General features: G+C 67.8%; 14 protein-coding genes and 1 pseudogene. 3 read left to right on the forward strand and 12 right to left on the reverse strand.

Annotated features, from left to right (window positions below; genetic code table 11):
* Nucleotides 1-17: 17 nt before the first annotated feature.
* The gene (locus tag AB0H61_RS00755; protein ID WP_357297550.1) at nucleotides 18-536 is read left to right on the forward strand and encodes a hypothetical protein; all 519 of its coding nucleotides are present in this window, start codon (nucleotides 18-20) and stop codon (nucleotides 534-536) included.
* Between the two features lie 54 nt (nucleotides 537-590).
* On the opposite strand, the gene AB0H61_RS00760 is transcribed toward AB0H61_RS00755, so the two are convergent.
* Complete coding sequence (locus tag AB0H61_RS00760; protein WP_357297552.1) at nucleotides 591-1,424, reverse strand: tRNA (adenine-N1)-methyltransferase; 834 nt, start codon at nucleotides 1,422-1,424, stop codon at nucleotides 591-593.
* A gap of 158 nt (nucleotides 1,425-1,582) precedes the next feature.
* On the opposite strand from AB0H61_RS00760, the gene AB0H61_RS00765 reads away from it, so the two are divergent.
* A complete protein-coding gene (locus tag AB0H61_RS00765) occupies nucleotides 1,583-2,494 on the forward strand; it encodes a RecB family exonuclease (RefSeq protein ID WP_357297555.1) in 912 nt (303 codons plus the stop codon).
* A gap of 91 nt (nucleotides 2,495-2,585) precedes the next feature.
* Here the strand turns inward: AB0H61_RS00765 and AB0H61_RS00770 are convergent.
* The 6 genes and pseudogenes from AB0H61_RS00770 to AB0H61_RS00795 form a co-directional block, all read right to left on the reverse strand.
* A pseudogene (locus AB0H61_RS00770) lies at nucleotides 2,586-3,371 on the reverse strand (putative sulfate exporter family transporter); the annotation flags it as partial.
* A gap of 198 nt (nucleotides 3,372-3,569) precedes the next feature.
* Nucleotides 3,570-3,920: a hypothetical protein gene (locus tag AB0H61_RS00775; RefSeq protein WP_357297557.1), complete on the reverse strand. Its 351-nt coding sequence runs from the start codon at nucleotides 3,918-3,920 to the stop codon at nucleotides 3,570-3,572.
* An 893-nt stretch (nucleotides 3,921-4,813) separates the two neighbouring features.
* The gene (locus tag AB0H61_RS00780) at nucleotides 4,814-7,477 is read right to left on the reverse strand and encodes a hypothetical protein (protein WP_357297560.1); all 2,664 of its coding nucleotides are present in this window, start codon (nucleotides 7,475-7,477) and stop codon (nucleotides 4,814-4,816) included.
* A complete protein-coding gene (locus AB0H61_RS00785; protein WP_357297563.1) occupies nucleotides 7,474-7,617 on the reverse strand; it encodes a hypothetical protein in 144 nt (47 codons plus the stop codon). Before AB0H61_RS00785 ends, AB0H61_RS00780 begins: the two co-directional genes overlap by 4 nt.
* A 707-nt stretch (nucleotides 7,618-8,324) precedes the next feature.
* A complete protein-coding gene (gene hisG, locus AB0H61_RS00790) occupies nucleotides 8,325-9,176 on the reverse strand; it encodes an ATP phosphoribosyltransferase (protein WP_357297565.1) in 852 nt (283 codons plus the stop codon).
* A gap of 70 nt (nucleotides 9,177-9,246) precedes the next feature.
* On the reverse strand, nucleotides 9,247-9,510 hold the full coding sequence (locus AB0H61_RS00795) for a phosphoribosyl-ATP diphosphatase (protein WP_357297567.1): 264 nt from the start codon (nucleotides 9,508-9,510) through the stop codon (nucleotides 9,247-9,249).
* Between the two features lie 229 nt (nucleotides 9,511-9,739).
* Between AB0H61_RS00795 and AB0H61_RS00800 the strand changes: the two genes are divergently transcribed.
* Nucleotides 9,740-9,982, forward strand: coding sequence for a hypothetical protein (locus AB0H61_RS00800; protein ID WP_357297570.1), 243 nt, complete (start codon nucleotides 9,740-9,742; stop codon nucleotides 9,980-9,982).
* Nucleotides 9,983-10,053: 71 nt separating this feature from the next.
* On the opposite strand, the gene AB0H61_RS00805 is transcribed toward AB0H61_RS00800, so the two are convergent.
* From AB0H61_RS00805 to AB0H61_RS00825, 5 genes are all read right to left on the reverse strand, one after another.
* On the reverse strand, nucleotides 10,054-11,868 hold the full coding sequence (locus AB0H61_RS00805; RefSeq protein ID WP_357297572.1) for a choline/carnitine O-acyltransferase: 1,815 nt from the start codon (nucleotides 11,866-11,868) through the stop codon (nucleotides 10,054-10,056).
* A gap of 196 nt (nucleotides 11,869-12,064) precedes the next feature.
* On the reverse strand, nucleotides 12,065-12,904 hold the full coding sequence (locus AB0H61_RS00810; protein WP_357297574.1) for a class I SAM-dependent methyltransferase: 840 nt from the start codon (nucleotides 12,902-12,904) through the stop codon (nucleotides 12,065-12,067).
* Between the two features lie 38 nt (nucleotides 12,905-12,942).
* Nucleotides 12,943-13,803, reverse strand: coding sequence for an arpA protein (locus AB0H61_RS00815; RefSeq protein ID WP_357297576.1), 861 nt, complete (start codon nucleotides 13,801-13,803; stop codon nucleotides 12,943-12,945).
* Between the two features lie 280 nt (nucleotides 13,804-14,083).
* Nucleotides 14,084-14,755, reverse strand: a complete 672-nt coding sequence (locus AB0H61_RS00820) for an HAD family phosphatase (RefSeq protein ID WP_357297577.1) — start codon at nucleotides 14,753-14,755, stop codon at nucleotides 14,084-14,086.
* A 363-nt stretch (nucleotides 14,756-15,118) separates the two neighbouring features.
* Entirely contained in the window at nucleotides 15,119-16,870 is a 1,752-nt protein-coding gene (locus AB0H61_RS00825) for a serine/threonine-protein kinase (RefSeq protein ID WP_357297578.1), read from the reverse strand.
* Nucleotides 16,871-17,167: the final 297 nt, after the last annotated feature.

Here is a 17,167-nt window from a genome sequence, read left to right on the forward strand (position 1 = left end):
CCGAAAGGTTGCTAGCAATGCTCCTTCCCGCCAGAACTCTGCGCGTTTCGGTGGCCACCGCCGCGGCGGCCATCGCCGTTACCGTCGGGCTCACCGGCTGCGGCTCGGACGATAAGTCCGATGCCAAGGCAAGTACCACCACGAGCGCCGCCGTAACCACCAGCGCGGCGAGTCACGGCGACGGCGCCGCGGGCGCCACCCCATCCGCCGAAGAACTGCAGGCCACGCTGGTGGTGCTGGCCGATCCGGCCAAGCCGACCCCGGAGAAGGTCGCGGTGGTCGTGGACGGCGACAAGCGTGCGGCCAATATCGACACCATGACCAAGGCCTTGGCCGGCTACGGCACGCTGACCTTCGCCGTCAGCGACGTGAAGGTCGACGGCAATACCGCGACCGCCCAGGTCGTCATCACCTCACCGCACGGGGCCGCCCCGGCCATGCCGCTGACCTGGCAGCACGTCGACGGCAAGTGGAAGCTCTCCGACGCCAGCGCCTGCACCATGCTGGGCTTCGCCCAGGCGCCCTGCACGCCGTAATGCCGCGGCGAGCGGCCGCCCGGGATCCGGGTGGCCGCCGCCGGAGCAGGCCGCTCAGCCCTTCGAGGGACGCCGCTGCGGCTTCGGGGTAACAGTGCCCTCGGCCAGCTTGCGGGCGCTCACCAGGAAGGCCGTGTGGCCCTGCATCCGGTGCTCGGGGCGCACCGCGAGACCGACCACATGCCAGCCGCGCACCATCGACTCCCACGAACGGGGTTCGGTCCAGCACTCCTGCTCGCGCAGCGCCTCGACCACCTTCGACAGCTGGGTCACCGTCGCCACATAGACGATCAGCACGCCGCCGGGCACCAGCGCCTTCGATACCGCGGGCAGCGCGTCCCAGGGAGCGAGCATGTCCAGCACGGCCCGATCAACCGGCTCACCCTCGTAGTTCGCCACGTCGCCGACCGTCAGCGACCAGTTAGCTGGACGTTCGCCAAAGAAGGTCTCCACATTGCGGACGGCATGTTCGGCATGATCGTCACGAATCTCGTAGGAGATCACCTCGCCCCCGGGGCCGACCGCGCGCAGCAGCGAACAAGTCAGCGCGCCGGAGCCCGCACCCGCCTCCAGCACCCGCGCGCCGGGGAACATATCGCCTTCGTGGACGATCTGGGCGGCATCCTTCGGGTAAATCACCGCGGCACCGCGCGGCATCGACAGCACATAGTCGATCAGCAGTGGGCGCAGCGCCAGGTACGGCGTGCCGTTCGTGGAGTTCACCACGCTGCCCTCATCGGCTCCGATCAAGCTGTCGTGCTTGATACCGCCGCGATGGGTGTGGAACTCCTTACCCGGCTCCAAGACCACCGTGTACAGGCGCCCCTTGGCATCGGTCAGCTGCACCCGGTCACCGATGGTGAATGGCCCGGTCCGTCTGGCCGTCATGAATCTCCGTTCCGCTGGCATGAAAGTGCTGTCGTTCGCATCGGGTACCTGTGTTCACCGGCGACGCGCACGGAGCCCGGCGTGTTCACGCACGCTGTCGCCTCCGGGACCCGATATTCGCGCCGCGGGTGTCGGTACCGCCGGATAGCCTGCCAGGTATGCCAGTGCCCGTGTCCACGCCCCCTGCCGACGCCGAGAAGACGCCAGGGGAGGCGGCGGCCCCGGCACGGCGGCGACCCGCGCTGTCGCCCTCGCGGGCAATAGATTTCAAGCAGTGTCCGTTGAAATACCGGCTGCGTGCGATCGATCGGATTCCGGAACAGCCGTCCCGGCACGCCGTGCGCGGCACGGTGGTGCACGCGGTGTTGGAGGATCTCTACGGGCTGCCCGCGGTCGATCGGTTGCCGCAGCGCGCGGTCGCGCTCGTCGAACCCGCGTGGGAACGGGTGCTCGCGGACCGGCCCGAGATCGCCGAATTGGTCGCCGACAACGGACTCGACAGGTTCCTCGCCGAGGTGAGGACGTTGGTCGAGAGCTACTACCGGCTGGAGGATCCGACCCGGTTCGATCCCGAATCCCGTGAGGCCAGGGTCGAGGTCGAACTGGGCGATGGCGTACTGCTGCGCGGGTTCGTAGACCGCATCGATATCGCGCCGACCGGCCAGCTGCGGGTCGTCGACTACAAGACCGGGCGGGCGCCCGGCCTGTCGAACGAGACGAAGGCACTGTTCCAGCTGAAGTTCTACGCACTCGTCGTGCTGCGCACCCGCGGCATCCTGCCCGCTCAGCTGCGACTGATCTACTTGGCCGACGAACAAATCCTCACCTACGCGCCCGACGAGGAGGAGTTGCTCCGCTTCGAACGCACCCTGTCCGCACTCTGGGAGGCAATCGTCGACGCGGGGCGCACCGGCGACTTCCAGCCGAACACCAGTTGGCTGTGCAACTACTGCGATTACAAGCCGCTGTGCCCCGAATTCGGCGGCACCCCACCGCCTTACCCGGGATGGCCGACTGACGGTGTCACCGAATCGGCGGACGATGCCCTCGCCGAAGCGGTGGCCGACTGACACCGGCGGCGGCGCGGACAAGCCGGTCGACGAACCGAACGGCCTTCGCGAACCATCACATATGCGCGGCGCCGGTCTTCTTGTCCACCGACTGCAGATACAGCGTGCCGATGACCGACGCGGCGACGAAGCCGATCACGAACTTCGGGAACCGTTCCCGGAATCGGCGGGCCGAAGGACGGGCCGCACCCTCGATCCGCTCGACCCGCAGCGTGAAGTACGCCGTCAACGCGATCGCGACAATGCCGATCAGCGCGTTCTGAGTGGTCTTCACGATGGTGGCGATCTGCAGCGCCTTCTCCCCCGCGATAGCGCCGGAGGCGGCGACCGCCGCGGTGGTGTCGATATTGCCGCCGATCCAGGCACCCGCGACGGCGTCGGACAGGCCGAGCACATCGGCCAGCCAGGGCAGAACGAAGATCGACGGCAGCGCGAAGATGATCACCAGCGAGGCCGCGTAGGCGATCTGTTCGCGGCGGGCCTGCACCGCGCCCGCGGCCGCGATCGCCGCGCTGACGCCACAGATCGATACGGCCGAGGAAAGCAGGGCACGCAACTTGTCGTCCAGTCCGAGCAGTCCGCCGAACCACCAGGTGAAGCCGAAGACCACGGTGATCAATAGCAGCGCCTGCAGGATGGACGACCCGGCCGCGGTCACCAGGATCTTCAGATTGATCGAAGCGCCGAGCAGCACCACACCGGGCTTGATGAAGAATTCGGTGCGGAATCCGGCCGAAAGACGTTCCCGCAGACTCAATTTCGACAGGATCGCCGAGCCGGTGAGACCGATAGCGATGGCGTACACCGGAGGTGATCGGGGCCTGATCCTCGATCTCGGCCGCGCCGCCCGCTTCGGTAGCCGTCCGGGTCGCGCCAACGCCGTCCGGCTCGTTGTCCTTGTCCACCTCGGGTTCCCCGCCGATCGGCGTCTGCTCCGGCATCACGGCACCAGCCCATCCGGGATCGCGCCGATCAGGACCAGTGCGATGAGCACCAGTCCCACGATCGCCGCCAGCCAGTCCTCGTTCCACGCGAATGTGCTCCAGGGCAAATCGGCGCGATGTCGCGCATCCGGTCATCGCCCGAACTTGTTGAACCGGATGAGCACGACATCGGGACCGTAGCGCCGCCAGACCGCGCGGACCGCTTTCCATCCCACGTCGAGTGAGTAAATCCCCGCGCCCGCGATCGCCGCCCACTGCGCGGCACTGTCCACCACGTGGACCTGCGCCACCGCCTGGACGAGTACCGATGCCACGACCACACCGCCGGAGGCCTTCTGGCAGTTGGCCCTTGCGGCGCGGCCGGGCGAATCGGCCGGATCCCGGTCGCCCGATTCGACGGAAACGGCGAACCCGTCGCCGCGCCGAGAGTGCCGCGGCGCGCTGTGCGCGGCGGGATCGACGGGGGAATGGGGGTGCATCATCGGGGGTAGGGCTCCTCGTATTCGACGCGCGCCGCGACGCGCTGATCATGGTGGAGGGCCCGTATTCGGCGAACTATCCCGACCGAATACGGACTCACGCAATTACCGGAATGCGACCGACGCCGTATGGCGTGCTTTGTTCACGAACATCTTCCAGTCGGATGTCGAGCGGCAACTCACACACCCTTCCGCACCGGAGTGAAGAAGACGCGTCGATCTTAGACAATATTCGCCGCAAACCGAAGCCGACTTCCGGCAGGTCTCGTTCCGAACGCTGCGCCCATCGAATAACTCCCGGCTCGTTGCGGCGCGCGATTCGAATGGCGTCCAACCGACTCGGAATCGGAGTCCACGTCGTCCGACTCTGGACCGAGCCCGCGGTGGCGGAAACTCCGAAACAGTCCCTGACCGCCCTCCGCACAATGCGCCTATCAGGTGTTATGCAAGGTGTGGGCGCCGATTGGACAATGCAGGACCTGGAAACACGGGTTCGCGTCGGGGTTGTTGGTCCACCGGAGTTCGTGGTTGACTGTCCCCGGGCGGCGGTTCGGCCGATGCCGCCGTTCGCCCTCCCCCAGGACTCACCAACGGAATGTGACCGAGAAACGGGGTGAATTGGTGGACCCCTCGTCGGCAAGCGGGCGGTCCACCTCTCAGCATTCTGGTTCGATAATCGAATACCGCAACTGTAATAACCGCACATCATGCGGCCACCCGTCGAATTCGCAGGATCCACATATATCGATCGCACACCGAATATTCCGACCGGAATCGAAATGTGCGGCCGCAGTCCGATTCGACGACCGGTTTTCCGCGCACCGGTCCGCGAAAGACATATCGTGCGAATTCGGAGCGAGCCCGCGGGCCGCGAGCGCGCGGCAGGCGCCTACCGCTCAGTCCACCCGCCGGTAGCGCCGCACCGACCACTCCGGAAGCGCGCCTCGGCGGCCGGGAATGACCGAGCGCAGCATCGGACTCGGAGAATCGGAACGATGCCGATCCCACCGAAGCTCACTGTCGAGCACCCTCGGCATCGGGACGATCAACGCCGAGGCATCGACGTCCCGGCTCATACCGCGATCCGATGTATTGCCCCGCAGCGGTGGGTATCTGGACATGAATTCCCGGAGGTCGACCTGTCGCTCCCCGTCGTCACGACCGACCCGGGACCGGTCCGCATCCGCCGAGGGGGGCGCCGCGGATCGGTCCCCGGTACGCCGCCGCGCGTTCGCGCTACCGGCCCTCGGTATCCGAAATATCGACCATCCCCCGCGGAAAACGCTCCGTCGCCCAGCCGCATGCCGACGGCACAGCCCGGCCGGAAACCATGTGCGCGCCTTCGATTTCGACGCCGAACGCGGACGAGAAACCCGCTTCGACGCCGAAGTCTCGTGAGAGCGAGGGTTCAGCCGTGCGACGCCGAGCGGCCGCGGCGTCGGGGCCCACGGACCACGTGCCGTGGCGGATGCCGAGGTGATACGGCGCGCGGTGTAGACCATCGCGGGCGAGATCGCCTTGTAGTACACGCCTTCGGCCAAGCCGACCGTCACGATCCGGCCCGAACCCGCGTAGAGACCGCTGTCGCCACCCCCGTACAGCACGACGATATCGCCGAGCTCCAAATCGTCGAAGGCCACCGGTGCACCGAGGTGAGCCTGTTCGAAACCGGTTGGCGGCAGCTCGATCTCGGCCTCGCGGTACGCCTCGCGCACCAGCAGGCCCCCGACGAAACTGCGCGGCGGCCGCACGCCGTAAGGGCGGCCGAGCCATGCTTCGGCCCACACGAGCGCGATCCGTCCCGGAGCACCGAGTGGGACCAAGGGCGACGACACCGTGCTGAGCACGTCGGTCGTCAACGACTTCCCGGTGGTCGCGGCGTCCGGTCTCGGCGGGCAGAGTTCGATCTCCGGCAGTTCGAGGAGCGTGACCGCCTGCGCCGCCGCTATCCGCAGCTGCCCGTATTCGGCCGCGGCGCCCCGTTTCCACCAGCGCATACGAATCAGCGCGCCGAACATTACGGCGATGGCCCGCGCCCGCCACGACAGCCTGCTCCGCTTGCGATGCCGCGGACGCGTACTCGGCCCCACCACCGGCCGCAGGCCTTCGCCCATCCACGACACGTCCGGCGTCGGCGCCCACCACGCCGTCCCCTTCGATGGCAGCGCAATGACCGGCATACGTCCCTCCGACGACACCGTGTCCACCGACGACTGCGACCTACGCCTCTCCAACAGCACGGCAGCCACCGACGACAGCGACGCATCCGCCCTCGACTGCAATGCGTCCACCGACGAATGCGGCGCACCCCCCGCCGACAGCACGGCAGCCACCGACGAACCCGACCCACGCCCCGCCGACGACACAGCAGCCACCGACGAAAGCGACGCATCCGCCCTCGACTGCGACGCGTCCACCGCGTCCTGTGTGAACGGAGGCGGATCGAGCAACGACTCCCCGGCGACGCACAACAGATGCAGCACGGTGGCGAATACCAGCATCCCGACACAGGCCGCGCCGGGTGCGGGAATCTCGTGGTGGGCGATTTCGGTGACCACCAGTACGGCTCCGGCCAGCACCCCGATGCCCACACACAGCAGCAGGCACACCACGACCAAGCCGCGATAGCGGGTGACCAGCTGCCCGAATGCGCTCAGATCGACGGTCGCGAACCATAACACGGTGAAGAGCAGCAGCGCGATCGCGATGACCGAACCCAGAGCGATCGGCATCCCACTCGACGTGCTCACCACCGAGGCGACCACCCACACCACCGGCATCGCCGACAGAATCGGCCACGCGCGCAACCGCTTACGTGTCCGATGTGGACACGGCCGGGCCGCCACTCGCCGCAGGACCGGGACCCCGGCGCCGATCAGCGCGATCCCGCTGATCGCGTAGGCGACAACCGGCACGTCCGCCAGCGCGGACCCGAGGGCCTGCGCGCTCTCGGGCGCGACCAGCAGCCCCAGCATCAGTGCGATCATCACCGCCGACACCATCGTGGTAGCCAGCCCGCACCGCCAACGTAACCGCCGACCCAGAACCGACGGCGCCGAATCCCGCGCCGGTGCGGGTGACGATTCGGCGACCGGTCGGGGTGATTCCGGAGCCGGAGCGGCATCCGGCGCCGGAGCGGCCCCGGACCCCGCAACCGGTGCTGGATCGGGCTCCGGCTCGGGCGGCGGCGAGTTGTCTTTGCGTCGTACCGCTTCGCGCTTCTGGCGCTGCTTGATGCCATGCCACCGGTCCACGATCAACTGGACATGTTCGGGCGCGAATCCGCACGCGGTGAAGTACGCCTCGCACAGCCTCCGGGAGCCCGGAAGTCCCTGACGCCGTCCGAGTCCGGCGTAGTTGTGCGCCGTCGATTTCGACAACCCCTTATTGCTGGCCGCCTCGATCTGGCGCGATGTGAGCCCGGATGCCTGATACGCCCGCTTCATCAGGGTGCGGAATTCACCGTCCAACTCATCGATGGGCGCGGTGTCGAGATCGAGGATCATGCCCAGCTCAGCTGCCGGATGCGGGGTAGCAGGCCCCGGTGCGGTGGCGCTCACCCGAGCGCGGCGACATCGTCGTCCACCCACCACGGCATGCGTAGGTCGAGGCCCGGCTGCTCGCCGCGGATGGTGCACAGGCACTCCGAGGTCCGGACACGTCTCGGGAATACGGTCGGGACGAACGCACGGCTGGACAAGGTCGACTCCTTCGGCAACAGATGACGCACGGAGCTCCTCGGACCGCGAACCGCCCGCCGATCTCATCGACTTCCGCGGGTCTCCTCCTGACCCGCACTTCAACCGGGGCGAACTTCGCGTGCCTGACGAACTCTTACAGCCGTCGCGGGTACAGCCGGGGAGCCTTCACAGCTCCCCATCACGCCGACGATCCCTGGTGCAGCTACTGATGCGCGACCCCGGCTGTACCGCAGGGCATCGATCATTGTTCCACCACACGGCCTCCTCGGCCACCTTTGCTGGAACCAAAACAACCGGCTTGCAACCGAACTCGCGTCCAAACAGACATCACGTCCGTCCACACCGACGAGCAGTGAGTTGGACGCCACACCACGGACCGTGGACAACCGCCGGACGCCACCGAAATGTCCATTTGGACAGTTTGATCTGCTCATTTCGGACAAGAGTCCGCCACCATCTCGCCGCGGCCGCCGGGACCCGATCGTCCGATATCCGAACGCCCTACCGACCCCGGGGGCAAGCTCGACTACCGGTCGAGTCCCATCGAGAAGCCCGAATGGCCGCCACGGCCGGGCCCATCTCCGGATGCCGTGCGCAGCGCAGACAAGGTTAGAGGGCGATCTTCTGGCAAACATTTGGGCGCCCTGCCCGGTCCCGCTTCATCCCGAGCCCGGCCACGTTCCTCCCGCGGCCGGGCCGAACTACCTCAGAACGCGCGGCAGGAGCGGATGTCGGTGGCGAGGATAGCCTTGGCGCCGAGTTCGGCGAGCTGGTCCATGACGTCGTTACCCTGCTTGCGCGGGACCAGGGCGCGGACCGCGACCCAGTCCGCGTCGGCGAGCGGGGAGACGGTCGGCGATTCCAGTCCGGGGGTGATCCGGACGGCCTGCTCGAGCAGCGCCTTGGGGCAGTCGTAGTCCAGCATCAAGTACTGCTGGGCGAAGACGACACCCTGGACGCGGGCGATGAGCTGATTGCGTGCCCGGTCCTGCTGGTCGGAGCCGTCGCGCTCGATGAGCACGCCTTCCGAATCGCAGAGGGTTTCGCCGAAGGCGACCAGATTGTGCTGGCGCAGGGTGCGGCCGGAGCCGACCACATCGGCGATGGCGTCGGCGACCCCGAGCTGAATGGAGATCTCGACGGCGCCGTCCAGACGGATCACCTCTGCCTCGATGCCGCGCTGCCGCAGATCGGTGAGCACGAGGTTCGGGTACGAGGTGGCGATGCGCTTGTCGTAGAGGTCCTCGACCTTCCATTCGCGCCCGGCCGGGGCGGCATAGCGGAAGGTGGAGCGGCCGAATCCGAGGGCGAGCCGCTCCCGGACGGGGGCTCCGGAATCCAGCGCCAGATCGCGACCCGTGATGCCGAGGTCGAGCTCACCGGAGCCGACGTAGATGGCGATGTCCTTGGGCCGCAGGAAGAAGAACTCCACCTGATTGGCCGGGTCGAGCACGGTCAGATCGCGCGAATCGGTGCGCTTACGGTAACCGGCTTCGGCCAGGATCGAGGTCGCGGATTCGGAGAGAGCGCCTTTATTGGGGACTGCGACGCGCAGCATGGGAAGAGTGTCCTTTCGGGGGTGACAGTGTCCTGAACGGTGGCTCGCCGCGGCGGCGTGACTGCGGCCGTCACAGATGTCGGTACACGTCTTCGAGCTTCAGTCCCCGGCCGACCATCAGCACCTGGACCCAGTAGAGCAGCTGCGAGATCTCCTCGGCGAGCGATTCGTCGCTCTCGTGCTCGGCGGCCAGCCACACCTCGCCCGCCTCCTCGAGCACCTTCTTACCCTGGGCATGTACGCCGGCGTCCAATGCGGCCACGGTGCCGGACCCCTCGGGGCGGGTGACGGCACGGTCCTGCAGCTCGGCGAACAGGGATTCGAAGTTCTTCACGAAGGGTCATTCTTTCAGACCCCCGCACACCGCATCACCCCGCCCGCGTCGATCGGCGCCGAGCCCCGGAAAAAATCACTGAACAGGCGCGGCCGTCGGGTCCTATGGTGTGGGCGTGTGTACCTACGGCGAAATCAATCCCCGCGTGCATTTCGTCTGCGTGCCCTGCCGACACACTGGTAAACGCTCGCGGGGCGTCGCACCTCGGTGTCCCCGGTGCCGTACCCCCATGATCTACGCCGGTCACGACTTCGCGGCGCCGCGCCGACGCGACGATTCGGGATGGTCGGCGGTGGCCGCCGTGTTCGACGCCGGGCTGACGTACCACGGTTTCGAGCCCTGCGGGTGCGGCCGGGAACCGAAGTTCCGTCCGCGCACCGCCGCCCAGGTCCGGGCGCGACGCCGGTCGGCCGCCCGATCGGGCCGCGTCCTCGCCGAGGTGTTGGCTATGCGCGACCCCGACGACCGATAGCCCGGCGGGACACGCTGTTTCGCGGCGCACCCACGGATGATCACGTGGGTGCGCCCGCGCCGCGAGGCGCGTCAGTTACCGGAAAGCAGGGCCTCCAGGTCGGCGACGGCGGTGCGCAGATGGTCGGCGAAGGCGTACATCTGGTCGGCGACCGGTTCCGGGGTGGCGAGGTAGAGGTTCCAGCGGTCCGGGAGCAGGACGTAGGCGACGCCGATGCAGGTGGGGCTGGTGGAGCCGAAACCGAAGTACTGGATATTGACGGATGGGGCGGAGCTGGTGCTCAGGTAGTCGTCGCGCATGATCAGCCAGCCGGGGCTGTCGTAGAGCGCGATCGGATCGGTGACGCCGAGCTCGGCTCCGCGCCGGCGCTGAATCCACTGCAGTTCCCACAGATGCTGTTCGGGAGCGTCGCCCGCCTGGCACTGCTTGGCCCGCTCGACGTGCGCGCTCGCCGCGGTGCGGGCGGCCACGAGCCTGGCCTCGGCGGCCACCGCCGGATCCTGCATGGCGTCGACGAAGGCGATCATCTCCGGGGTGACCACCCGCATGGCCTCGGTGCGGCCGTTGCGGTACTGGCGGGTGGCGATGGATTCGTAGGTCGCGCCGGTGAATCCCTTGCTGCGGCGATGCGCCAGCTGATAGCTCAACTGCGCGAACGCATCCGGTGAGATACCGAGCTGCTTGGCGCGGGTGGTGCCGAACCCTTCGAAAGAGACCGTGGTGGTGGCGTTTTCGGCGGCGTAGCGGGCGAAGTCGGCGCCGGCGGCGGCAATATCCGAACGCAGCGCGTCATCGAGGACGAATTCGATCGGCTCGACGGCGGGTTTGCCCTGCGGCTGCGCACCGGAGCGGATGGCGTGTTCGGCCGCAGGTGTTTCGAGCAGCACGTCGACGAACGACAGGATGGTCGTGCCGTCCAGACCGCAGTGTTCGACATTGATGCCCGCCTGGCCGTCGCCGAAGACGATGAACGACACCGCCTTGTCGAACCAGCGGTTCGCGCTGTCGCCGTGCAACAACTGGTCGCAGGCGTGCAGGCTGTCGCGCGGAGTGAAGTCCTCCAGGCATACGCAGAACAGCGCGGTCTCGAGTGTGTCCAGGGCCGTGACATTCGCCGGTTCGGCACGCAATGTCGTTCTGCTGGTCGCCCATTCGGCGCGGGCCTTGGTGGTGAGATGTCCGACGGCGGTATCGGTGCGGGCCGGATGCGCGCCCCTCTGCTGTACCGCGCGCAGCCCCTCGACGAGGTCGTCGAGCGCGTAGGGTGCGCCCTCCGGACCGATCACGTCCATCCGGAACATATTGCCGCGGAAGAACACCACGATATGGCGGGCCTGCGACGGGCCGGGCCATTCGTCGCTGTAGGGCACCCGCACGCTGTCCTGCTGCTCCCCCGGGATCCGGGTTTCGGAGAACAGGTACTTGTTCTGCCACATCGACAGCTGCTGACCGCGCTGGGTGACCGGCGGGATCGCCTCCTCGTCCAGCGCCAGCTTGTAGTCGACGGCGGCGGAGATGATGGCGGCGGCCCGCTCCGACTGGTTCGCGCCGGTGGAGGCGGCCAGCGGGGTGTCGTCGCGGAAGAGGAAGAAGAAGTTGGCGTTCAGCGCGATGCGGTCCCGCCTGCCCAGATAGCGGGACGGCCAGAACAGGTCCAGCCAGCTGCCGACACCGGGGGTGGCGTCGTATTCCTGTAGGGCCGCGTGCAGGGTGCGGCCCGGGCCGTCCGCGCGCAGCAGATCATCGACCGCCGCCCGGGTGGTGGCGAGTTCGTCGTCGGTCAGCAGCGGGGTGCACCACTGCAGGAAGCGATCGGCGCTCTCCTCCAGTGCGGGCAGCGGGACCCGGGGCAGGTGGTCCTCGGCGGCGAAGGTGCGGTCACTCAAGTCGGATTCCTCGGGGTGCGTAGGTGTGGACGGTTCTGGAGAGACTGCGGCGAAATCGGACGCACCGCCCGCGTCTCCGGAGAGCGGGCGGTGCGTCGATTCACAACAGATCCTCGGCCTCGGGCCGAAGTTTGGGAAGGGGTACGGGCACGGCGTGTCCGTACCCGGTGCCGACGGGCGGGCGCGGTGGGTTCGCTCAGGCCGTGCCGTCGGCCTCGGGTCGTTGCTTGGGCAGCGGGCGAGACAAATAGAGGTTCGCGTACAGCCATCCCGCGGCCTCGTGATCCGCGGTATCGATTCCCTTCTCGGCCAACGTGTTGAGTACCTGTTTCTGCTCGTCGGCGGAGGCGAAACGGCGCTGTTCGAACATACCGGGCACCCGCTCGGTGCGATACCCCAGCGCGGCCAACTCTGCCTCGATCGGCGCGAAATCGAACATGCGCAGCACGAAATGGGCCATCCACGGCCTGCGCCGCGGATGCGCGGTCGCGATGCGGACGAGGGTCTTCTCGGTGACGTAGCCGATACAGCCGGTGGAGATCACGATATCGGCGCAGGCCAGCAGGTCGCGCTGTTCGTCGGTGGGATCGGCGGCCTCGAGGTCGGCGTGCACGGTCTCGTGCAGGAATCCGGCGGCGTGCGCGTAGGCGAGCGCGGGACGGGCAGCGTCCATACCGAGGAAACGGACATCGGGACACCGGTCGGCGGCGGCGAGCCGGGCGCGGTCCCGGTCGATGAGGGTGTCGAGGTCGGCTTCGGCCGCGCCCCGATAGTGTGCGGTCAGGTCGGTAATGGTGGTGTCGAGACGGAGCAGGGCCGCGTTGACGCCGTAGGAGCATCCGATGTCGAGTACGGTCGGCGCGTCCACCCGGGCCGAGGCACGATATTCGCGAATCTGCTGTTCGAAGAAGGGTTTCGCCAATTCCGGTATGCGATAGTCCAATTCGGACATACGGGCGTAGTAGTCGCGAGGATCGGGGCGGTCGTAGATGTCGTCGAAGGAGGCTTTCCCGGTCGTATGTAACGGCACTGGCACGCTTTTCGTTCCTCTCGGGTCGAGCGCGGAGATGTGGCTCAGTCGAGCAGCCGGTCACCGCGGACGACATCGGCCGCGGCTAGGTGGTCGGGCAGCACGCGGCCGAACAGTTGTCGGGTGCGTTCCACGGTGCCGATGACACCGGGGCGGTCGGTGTAGGCGAAGATCGCCGAATGTCGTTGGACACCACCGGTTACCGGCGACACCCGATGCAGCGAGAAGCGGCCGCGGAACAGTTGCAGATCACCGGGACGCAGGTCGAGCCGGCGGATGAGCCGCTCCTCCGCACCGGTCAGCACGTCCCGAACGTCATCGATGTTCTCGGCATGCGGCGAGCGAATATTGGGACAGTACTCGAAGATTCCACCCTCGGCGGCGGGTTGGGTCAGCATGCTGACGGTGAATTCATTGGTGTCGAAGTGCCATGGGTGCGACATCCCCGGGGCGACCACATTCAGGCACAGCCCCGCCAGCGGGTCGGCGAACTCGTGCAACTCCGCGAGCCCGAAGCAGTCCGCGACGAAGCGCTGGAACTCCGCGCTGGTGTAGAGCCGGTGGATCAGCGCGTCGGCGGGGATCCGGTCACGCGGTACGAAGGCATTGCCGCGCTCCAGCACGATGCGACCTGGATGATCCTGTGGCAGTTCGGTATCGAGCGGAATGTTGTAGGCGTTGACCCGCTCGACTCGGTAGTAGGCGTCCGGTGCCATCGCCTCGCCCTGTGACCGCAGCATCTCGATCAGCTCGGGCCGGATGAACTCACGCAGCACCGTGCAGCCCGTGTCGTCCAAGTCGGCTTGTGCCCGCGCCACCGCCGCGCGCCGCTGCGGCGCCTCCGGTTCCGCGAGCGGATACCGGATGGTGTCGACGATCTCGTCCAGAACCCCCATCGCTGTCATGGCGTCATTTTGGTGCAGCGCACGCCGACACGCCCGGGGATTCGGAAAGATTGCCCGTGACTACAGTCACACCTATCATCAGCACGCATTTGCGTTGCGGCACAGTAACTCTGGGTATGCCGTATCCGGAATTGCCGAACGACGCGAGCGGGCAGGCGCCCGGTCGACGCGCACCGCGTACATCGGCACACCGTCGAAGAGGACCGTCCAGTCCGAGTGGGAAAGCGATTGCCGTACACACCGACAACCGCCGTCGCGCGATCGCCGACCCGGTCGGCCGCTACCCCCTGGCGTGGAGCGCACTCTCCAGATCAGCCCGCGTCAGTCCGACGAGCGAGTCCCGGAATACCCGGCCCGGCGCATCCGGAACCGGTATCTCACACGGAATCACGATCACGCCGCAGCCCGCCGCCTGTGCCGCCATGGCGCCAGTGGGTGAATCCTCGATCGCCACGCAATCGCGCGGATCGACGCCGAGCAGTTCCGCCGCGCGAAGATAGGGATCGGGCTCCGGCTTGCCCTCGGTGACCTCGTCGCCGCAGACCGACACATCGAAGAAGTCGCGACCCAGTGTGTCCAGCCCGAATTCGGTGAGCGACCGCACGGTATTCGTCACCAAGGCCGAGGACAGCCCCTCGCCGCGCACGAACGACAGCGCGTCCTTCGCACCCGGCCGCCATGGAATGGGTCCGGTCATCAGCTCGGACACCCTGCGTTCCAAGAACTCACCCGCGGCCGTCAATGCCTCCGGCGTCGCGGCGATCCCGAGGCCGTCGAACAGGATGCGTCTGGCATTCGGCCCGGAGGCTCCGATCAGGGCGTGCCTGATCTCCTCGGTCATCACCCCGCCCAATTCGATCGCCAACTCCCGGACGCCGATATCCCACAGCTTCTCCGAATCGAGCAGCGTCCCGTCCATATCCCACAGAACCGCGGTGAGTCGCGCTGTCACGTCGGGGTTTCTCCTCGGCGGCCGATGACGGATCAGGCGGGCGAGCGACGGCCCGGCCTCGGGTGCGACCGCGAATCCGCCGGTACCAGCGGCGATCGACCGCTGACCAGGGTAACGGCCCGGCGTTTCGCCCGGCCAACGCATCCCGGCCCGCTGCCGCCGATTGTGGGCACCATCACCCGATTTCGATCGGCGTGCGCACCGGCCCGGTCGCACGCCCGGCCTGGCGCGAAGCTCACCCGGCATATCGCCGCACTCGGCCCACCCTTCGACGCCGGTCCGTCTGCCGGATCGGCCCGGGCACCGTCGGCGCGACCCGGACCGACTCGGCAATCCGGGGGCACCGATAAACCGCGCGCTGCCCTATGCGCTGGAGGCGGTGATGAGCAGGCGGCTACCGTCGGCTGCGACTTGGAACCAGCGGTTCTCCGTGGTCGTCGTGCCGTCGGTCTTGACATAGGTGAGCGAGGCCGTCGCCGCATCGTTGCCACTCGGCGTGATGGAGTTGACCCGGACCGAGCGAATCGAGGACCAGAAGGACGCATAGGCGTTGTATCCGCCGGTCTGGGCCTGGTAGGACGGCGCGAGCTGAGACCAGGCGCCGGAGACATTGCCCGGCAGCATGCCGTAATACCCCTGGATGAAGCTCGTGACCCGCTCGGCGGTGGGCGGACCGAACGGCGTGGTGGTGACCGTCGTCGTGGGCGGGCGAGTGGTCGAGCCAGGCACGGACGAGGTGGCGCTGGACGACGCGGTGCTGGACGACGCGGCAGTGCTCGTCACTGTGCTGTTCGGTGCCGAGGTGCTCGGCGCGGTGGTACTCGGCGCTGCGGTGCTCGGCGCGGAGGCGGTGGACGACACGGCCACGGGTGCCTGGGGCTCCTGCTGGACCGGACCGGTGTCCGTCTCCGAGGACGTCGGCGGTGCCCCGGTGGCGGAATCTGTCACGGCCGGGGGCGCCGCGGTCTGCCCACCCTCGTCGCGGCTCTGTGCCGCCAGGACCACGGTGATGACGACCAGCGCCGCCACCACGGCGGCGGCGACCAAGCCGATTACTTGTTTATTCGGCCCACCCGCACCGGTGCCACCGGGCAGCGTGCCACCGGGCCGGCCGGGCGGCGGCGGGGTGGGTGACCCGGTGGCCGCCGCCGTGGTGGGCACGAATTCGGTCGCGTCCGAATAATTTCCGATCGGCACCCCGGTACCCGGTGTGGCCAGTACGGTGGTCGCCCCCGCATCGCCGCCCGGCGCGGGTAGCACCTTGGTCATCAGCGGGGCCGACGCCAGCGCCGGAACCCGGCCCGCCGCGACGTCTTCCAGGGCCTTCTGCGCTTCCCGCATGGTCGGGCGCGCGTCGATGGTGGCGGCGAGCAGCCGCATCAGCACCGGACCGAGCGCACCCGCGTGCCGCGGCTGCGGCACCTCCGCCCTGGCCACGGCGTGCAACACCGCGAGTGGGTTGTCACCCTCGCCGAAGGGCGGTGTGCCCTCGACCGCCGCATACAGGGTGGAGCCCAGCGCGAAGACATCCGAGGCGGCCTCCGGATCCTCTCCGCGCGCCACCTCCGGCGCCAGGTAGGCGGGGGTGCCCGCGAGAAATCCGGTCGCGGTCACCGTGACGTCGCCGACGGCGCGGGAGATGCCGAAATCGGTGATCTTCACGGTGCCGTCCGCGGCGACGAGCAGGTTGGCGGGTTTGACATCGCGATGCATGATGCCCGCCTCGTGCGCCGCGGCCAGCGCGCCGGCGGCCTGCGCCCCGATGCGCGCGACCTCGGTCGGGGCCAGCGTGCCCTTATCGGAGAGTTTGACCGCCAGACTCGGCGCGTCCATGTACTCCATGACCAGCCAGGGCTGACCGTCCTCCTCGGCGACATCGAAGACGGTGATGGCGTTCGGGTGGTGCAGCCGGGCCGCGATCCGGCCCTCGCGCATGGCGCGCAATTTGGCTTCCAGCGCCTGCGAGCGGGATAGGTTGGGCGCCAATAACAACTGTTTGACGGCGACCGTCCGTCGCAGCCGGACGTCGGTACCACGCCAGACCACACCCATCGCGCCACTGCCGATCGGATCGGTGAGCCGATACCGTCCAGCGATCAACCGGTCCGCCGTCATGTGGTTGTGCCCCTCCTACTTCACGCCGAGCCATCCAGCACAACCGCGCGCAAAGGAAATTCGGTGGCCTTCGAAAATCTTACGCGCCGAAGTGCTTTGCACCCATCACAGCTCTGGCGTTCGCATCCGCCGACTGCTCCGGATGCAGTTGCAACGCAGTCGACAATGGCATACCCGACCGACAGACATCCAGCCGCATCCGATCCGACTACGAGACCGGCCGGTCGAATAGTTACCGTCACCAGGCAAACTCGCCGTACCGCGCGGTACCGGATAACTCCCCGCCATCCATTCGGC

This window comes from Nocardia sp. NPDC050710 (genome assembly GCF_040654375.1).
GTDB lineage: Bacteria > Actinomycetota > Actinomycetes > Mycobacteriales > Mycobacteriaceae > Nocardia.